The organism is Terriglobus sp. YAF25 (genome assembly GCF_052113305.1).
GTDB lineage: Bacteria > Acidobacteriota > Terriglobia > Terriglobales > Acidobacteriaceae > Terriglobus.
Genome location: NZ_JBFRCY010000206.1, coordinates 1 through 6,388, shown reverse-complemented (window position 1 = coordinate 6,388; position 6,388 = coordinate 1). Strand labels below are relative to the sequence as shown.

Below are 6,388 nucleotides of genomic sequence, written 5' to 3'. Positions count from 1 at the left end.
GAACGATGGTGGAACGAGTCAAGCTGCGCCGCTTTCAGCGCAACCGTGACGTGATGTATGAGTACCACTACGACACGGCCGGAAATCTGAAGTCCCTTCAGGCTTCGTTACATTACTGGGGCTACTGGGTCGCCGAAGCGGAACTTCCGCTGAAAGGCGAGACAGAGACAGGCCTCAAAACAGTTCACTACTACAAGGCTCGCGCAATCACCGGGGAGCAGGTGCGCGAGACGATGAATAACCCCGAAGAAAAAGGCCGCTACCTCAACGAGCTGAATGCGGCCACACGTTGGATGACAGCGCAGGCAGTGCCCTGCGCCGACAAGCTGAGTTAGGAAGAGAGACGCAATGCCACGCAGGAATGACATCGCGAAGATTCTGGTGATCGGCTCAGGTCCGATCGTGATTGGCCAGTCGGCAGAGTTCGACTACTCCGGCACCCAGGCGTGCAAGGCCCTGAAGGCCGAKGGCTACGAGGTGGTGCTGGTGAACTCCAATCCAGCCTCCATCATGACGGATCCGGAGGTTGCCGACCGCACCTACATCGAACCGCTGAGCTACGCCTACCTGGAAGAGATTCTGAGGCTGGAGAGCGAGATGCTTGCCGAGAGCGGCAAGGCAGGGAAGTTCGCCGTACTGCCGACCGTAGGCGGACAGACGGCTTTGAACCTCGCCGTAGACCTCGCTGATGGCGGCGTTCTGGAGCGCTACAACGTAGAGTTGATTGGCGCCAAGCTCGACGCGATCAAGAAGGCCGAAGATCGACTCCTGTTCAAGGATGCGATGAACAAGATCGGTCTGGACATGCCGCGTTCCGCGCTCGTCAACAACCTGCGCGACGGTCTCGAGTTCACCGCAAAGATCGGCTTCCCGGCAGTGATCCGCCCCTCGTTCACGCTCGGTGGGTCCGGTGGCGGTATTGCCTACAACCGCGAAGAACTGATGGAGATTCTGTCCCGCGGTCTCGATCTGTCTCCGGTCCACGAGTGCCTTATCGAAGAGAGCGTGCTTGGATGGAAGGAATATGAGCTTGAGGTCGTGCGTGATCTCAAGGACAACTGCATCATCATCTGCTCCATCGAGAACTTTGATCCGATGGGCGTGCACACGGGCGATTCCATCACCGTGGCTCCGGCGCAAACGCTGACCGACCGCGAGTACCAGGTCATGCGTGATGCTGCCATCAAGGTCATCCGCGAGATCGGTGTCGAGACCGGCGGCAGCAACGTGCAGTTCGCGGTCAATCCGCAGAACGGCCGTATGACGGTCATCGAGATGAACCCACGAGTTTCGCGCTCGTCGGCGCTTGCATCCAAGGCGACTGGCTTCCCGATCGCAAAGATTGCTGCGCGCCTGGCTGTTGGCTACACGCTCGATGAGATCAAGAACGACATCACCAAGGCGACGCCTGCCTGTTTCGAGCCCACCATCGACTACGTCGTGGTGAAGTTCCCGAAGTGGCAGTTCGAGAAGTTCCCCGGTGCGGACGAAGGCCTTGGACCGCAGATGAAGTCCGTCGGCGAGGTCATGGCCATCGGCCGTACCTTCAAAGAGGCCATGTTCAAAGCCGTCCGTTCGCTGGAGACAGGCAAGAAGGCCACCGCTACGGACATTGAGCCACGCCGCCTGACACAGCGCCTGGTTACGCCTCACCCTGACCGTTTCAACTACGTTCGCTATGCCTTCGAGAGAGGCATGAGCGTGCGCGAAGTCGCTCGCCTGACCGGCATGGATCCCTGGTTCCTTTACCAGGTCAAGCAGGTCGTGGACGAGATCACGGCTGTCAGTGAAAAGCCGGCGGCCCAGATCAGTGCAGACGAGCTGCGCACTGCGAAGCGCATGGGCATCTCCGACGAGCGCCTTGCCGCTGGCTGGGGACTCGAGGGACGCGCCGGCGCGATCGAGGTGATGAACCTTCGCAAGAAGCTGGGTGTGACTCCGGTCTACAAGCTGGTGGATACCTGCGCTGCCGAGTTCGAGAGCTTTACCCCGTACTTTTACTCCTGCTACGACGAGGAAGATGAAGCAACGCCGACGGCAAAGAAGAAGGTCATCATCCTGGGTTCCGGACCGAACCGCATCGGACAGGGTATCGAGTTCGACTACTGCTGCTGCCACGCAGCCTTTGCTCTGAAGGATGATGGTTACGAAACCATCATGGTGAACTGCAATCCTGAGACGGTTTCGACCGACTACGACACGGCAGATCGCCTCTACTTCGAGCCGTTGACCTACGAGGACGTTCTGGCTGTCTACGAGCATGAGGCTGCAAATGGGGCAGAGGTTGGCATGATCGTTCAGTTCGGCGGTCAGACTCCGCTGAACCTGGCGCTCCCGCTGAAGGCTGCCGGTGTACCGATCATCGGTACCTCTCCCGAGTCCATCGATCTCGCCGAAGATCGCAAGCGCTTCGGCAAGCTGATCGAAGAGCTGGAAATTCCTCAGCCGCAGGGTGCTATGGCAACCTCGGTGCAGGAGGCGCTCGAAGGCRCCAACCGCGTCGGTTATCCGGTGCTGGTGCGGCCTTCCTACGTTCTCGGTGGACGCGCCATGGTCATTGCCTACGACGATGATGCCATCGTGAAGTACATGAGCACCGCGATCGAGTATTCGCAGGAGCGCCCGGTACTGATCGATCACTTCCTTGAAGACGCTACCGAAGTCGACGTCGACGCTCTCTGCGACGGCAAGGATGTGATCATCGCCGGCATTATGCAGCACATCGAAGAGGCCGGCATTCACTCCGGTGACTCCTCCTGCGTGTTGCCGGCGGTCGATATCGCGCCCGAGGTGCTGGATACCATCCGCAGCTACACGCGGAAGCTTGCTCTGTCGCTGAATGTCATCGGTCTGGTGAACATCCAGTTCGCGATCCAGTACGGCAAGGTCTACGTGATCGAGGTTAATCCTCGTGCGTCGCGCACGGTGCCGTATGTCTCCAAGGCAACCGGCATCCCGCTTGCGAAGATTGCGTCGCGCCTGATGATCGGCAAGACACTGAAGGAGCTGCTGCCCGAGCAGCTCGCCAGCGGCAAGGACCTTGGAACCGGAAGTCACTACTTCGTGAAGAGCCCGGTCTTCCCCTGGGGCAAGTTCCCGGGCGTCGATACGGTTCTCGGACCGGAGATGAAATCCACGGGCGAAGTCATGGGCGTCGCCGACAACTTCGGCGAAGCCTTCGCCAAGGCACAGATCTCCGCCGGACAGGTATTGCCGAAGAAGGGCAACGTCTTCCTCAGCGTCAACGACCACGATAAGTCTCAGGTGGTGAACCTTGCGCGTCAGTTCCGGGAGATGGGCTTCCACATCGTGGCAACCCACGGAACGGCCGATGTCTTGGAAGATGCCGGCCTGCAGGTAGAGCGCGTCTACAAGGTCAAGGAAGGCCGTCCCAATGTCGTGGACTACATCAAGGGTGATCGCATCCAGCTCATCGTAAACACTCCGCGCGGGCAGGATACCTTCTTCGATGAAAAGGCGATCCGGCGCGCCGCGGTCCTGGCTCGTATCCCCACCATCACGACGATTGCCGCGGCACGCGCTGCGGCAGAGGGAATCGAATCCCTCCAGGGTGGTTCGGTCAACGTCAATGCGCTGCAGACGCTGCATGCGGAGCGCGAAGCCGTACAGGCATAACAGACCAGACTTTACAAAAAGAGGCGTGAGCACAATGCTCACGCCTCTTTTGTTTCGCAGAAAACTTAGAGTTCTTCTTTTGGAAGACCAAACGTCGCACCGATCGAATAGGAGATCATCGACAGGGGAATCCAGCTACCGACAGCGAAGCCATATCCGCCCATCAGGCCGCTGGGGTTAGAGATGTCGAAGAAGGTCCGATAGAGCTTCTCCAGTGCGCCGCAGCCGTTGCACAGCCCAGGCCCGGTAGGAAGATCCAGAACATAGACGCACAGAATCGAAAACATCAGCAAACCGGCGATCCAGATGTAGCGTGCGACTTCGTTCTTCGTCACCTTTGAGGTCGCAAAGCCGGTGATGATAGCTGCCAGAAAGATAACAGCTGTACAGAGCAGCTTCGGTTGGGTTGCATTTGGATCGGGCTTTGACAGCCCGAAGACACTGACCACCACAACAACCACAAGAAATGCCAGGAATGTGTGCACTGCAAACCAGAGGGCCTCAAACCCAAGGTCCGTTGCAGACTTCCCCCCTACATCTTCGATGTCTTCTGCCATGCAGCGAGCTTTCGTCTCCCGAATGATCTATTTGGCTTCCATACACGGTACGACATCGAGGGAAGCGATGGAAATAGCCTTTCGTGGTATTGCTCTTGATGCCGTCAACCGCTATAAAGCGCATTAAAATAAAAGCCATGCTGCTCGATGGATTGCATATCCCTGCCACCACTCCGTTTTATTCCGATGGCCGCGTATACCTGCGTAAGCTGGAGCACAATGTAGCGCGCTATTCCATGACCCCTGCCGCCGGCATCGCGATTCTCGCCGGGCCGGGCGAAGCGGAGATGCTGGATGATACCGAGACCCGGGATGTGCTGGCGGCGGCTGTGGGCGCTGCTGCTCCTGAGAAAGTCCTTTGGGCTGGTGTTAGCCGCTCTGCTGTAGCTGCCACACTCGATCTGATCCATTACGCGGCAGGCCTTGGTTACGACGTGGCTCTGGTTCGCGTTCCTGCGGTCGAACCGTCGGTGTACTTCAGCGCCGTCGCAGATGCCAGCGAACTTCCTGTCGTAATCTTCGACCCMGAATCAGCACTCACCACGGAAGAGGTTTCACGGCTATCGCTCCATGCCAGAATCTTTGGCATCGTGAGTGGGGCCAGCAATATCGCGGCCGTAATTGCTGCGTCAGCCCAAGCTCCCCGTCGCGATGTCGTGGTCACTCCAATATTCTCTGCCGTAACGGGGCGGATGCAGGCAACGCAGAGTTCGGGAGCTGCAACCTTTGTGAGCGCCGGCAGTCTGGCGGATGGAGGCGCTGCTGTCGCGGTTGCTCCACCGAAGCCGGCACTCAAGACACGCACGCGCAACGTAGGCTTCCAGGTCCTTTCCTCCTCAGATGCCGGCATGGTCGATGCCCTGGCGGCCGGAGCACAGGGACTTTTGACGACCTTTACGGCCAGCGCGCCGCAGGCATGCCATGAGGTCTATGCCGCTTGGAAAGACGGCGACCCAAAACTGGCTGCAGAGAAGCAGACCCGCATCGCTGCGCCTGCTGCTGAGATTGTCGGGGGATTGGGGATCGCCGGTGTGAAGTATGCTGCGGAGCTGACGGGATATTACGGCGGAAAGCCGCGTCTGCCACGTCTGCCGCTCACCGCTGACCAGCGGGCAGAGATAGAGCGCCGGATGTACGGAATCCGTAGTTAGAGCATTTTCCTTGTTGCTGGGTATCCCGAAGAGACGTGCAGTGGCATTTTCATTGCGGAAAACGCCCATAGATGCGGAAGCTCTGCTCTGCACCTACAGGAAAAACGCTCTAGCGGCTAGCCTTCAGTCCGTTCAGCTTTGCCTTGGCCTGGTTCGCCTCCGGCGTGCCAGGGTAGCGGGCAATCAGCGCACGCAGCTCGCGGGCTCCGGCAGCCTCCTGCCGGGTGGCGATCAATGCGTAGCCCTTATGTAGGTGAGAGAGGGCTGTCTTGTTGTTCCCCGGATACTGTTCCAGCACCTTGTCATAGAACTTGATGGCGGTAGGGAACTTCCCGGCACGATAGTCGATCTCGCCCAGGTAGAAGTTCGCGTTTCCAGCCAGGGCATTGTCCGGATAGTACTGGATAACCCGGCTGAACTCCGCTGATGCCAAAGCATATTTGGCGGCAACGTAGTCCCCATACGCAGTCTGGTAGAGATCAGCCACAGGCGGCGCTGCGTCGGCCACCGGCTGGGCGGCGGGAACATCTGCCGGCTGTGTCTGAGTCATCGGCGTTCCGGGGCCGGGCTTGCCTTTCCGCGAAGGAACCACCGGCGCCGGAGGCGTGTATGGGGTCATATCGGGGGCCGGATTTGTTCCCGAAGGCGCCGCGGTATTCCCACCGGAAGGTACGCCGTTATCCAGCTTCGCATTGATGGACTGTTGCTGATTCTGAACGTCTGTCAGCGATTTTTCCATGCGGCCGAGACGAGCCTTCAATTCGTCCAGAGCATCGTTCAGCGCCTGCACCTGGCCGTTGATCTGGTCGGATTTGCCGCTCTGGGCTTCGGCGCTGGCGGTGACCTGCTTATGCAGTCCATCGACGGTGACAGACATGCGGTTGACGGAGTCGGCTGTCTGCTGCACCAGGTCCCGCAGGACGCCCATGCGCTCGTCATTGGCCTGCTGCAGCCGTGCGACGGCGTCCTGCAACGCCTGTACCTGGGTCTGCAGTTGCACCATGTCTTTATTCACGGCGAACGCTGGAGGGACGAAAAGGGAGC

The 6,388-nt window shown here is 59.2% G+C and carries 5 protein-coding genes; 3 read left to right on the top strand and 2 right to left on the bottom strand.

What is annotated here, in order from left to right; genetic code table 11:
* Both AB4043_RS10580 and carB read left to right on the top strand, forming a co-directional pair.
* The coding region (locus AB4043_RS10580; RefSeq protein WP_442307022.1) for a hypothetical protein at window positions 1–335 on the top strand (335 nt) is incomplete at its 5' end.
* A gap of 13 nt (window positions 336–348) precedes the next feature.
* Window positions 349–3,636 (top strand): carbamoyl-phosphate synthase large subunit, encoded by a 3,288-nt coding sequence (gene carB, locus AB4043_RS10575; protein ID WP_442307021.1) that lies wholly within the window; start codon window positions 349–351, stop codon window positions 3,634–3,636.
* Between the two features lie 65 nt (window positions 3,637–3,701).
* On the opposite strand, the gene AB4043_RS10570 is transcribed toward carB, so the two are convergent.
* Window positions 3,702–4,193, bottom strand: a complete 492-nt coding sequence (locus AB4043_RS10570; protein WP_442299604.1) for a hypothetical protein — start codon at window positions 4,191–4,193, stop codon at window positions 3,702–3,704.
* 83 nt (window positions 4,194–4,276) lie between these two features.
* Here AB4043_RS10570 and AB4043_RS10565 point away from each other — a divergent pair, with 83 nt between their 5' ends.
* A complete protein-coding gene (locus tag AB4043_RS10565; RefSeq protein ID WP_442299603.1) occupies window positions 4,277–5,344 on the top strand; it encodes a dihydrodipicolinate synthase family protein in 1,068 nt (355 codons plus the stop codon).
* 109 nt (window positions 5,345–5,453) lie between these two features.
* On the opposite strand, the gene AB4043_RS10560 is transcribed toward AB4043_RS10565, so the two are convergent.
* The coding region (locus AB4043_RS10560; RefSeq protein WP_442307020.1) for a tetratricopeptide repeat protein at window positions 5,454–6,388 on the bottom strand (935 nt) is incomplete at its 5' end.

Bases quoted from the DNA above. Each gene is read 5' to 3' on its own strand.
- AB4043_RS10570 (WP_442299604.1), bottom strand. From the start codon at position 4,193: ATGGCAGAAGACATCGAAGATGTAGGGGGGAAGTCTGCAACGGACCTT.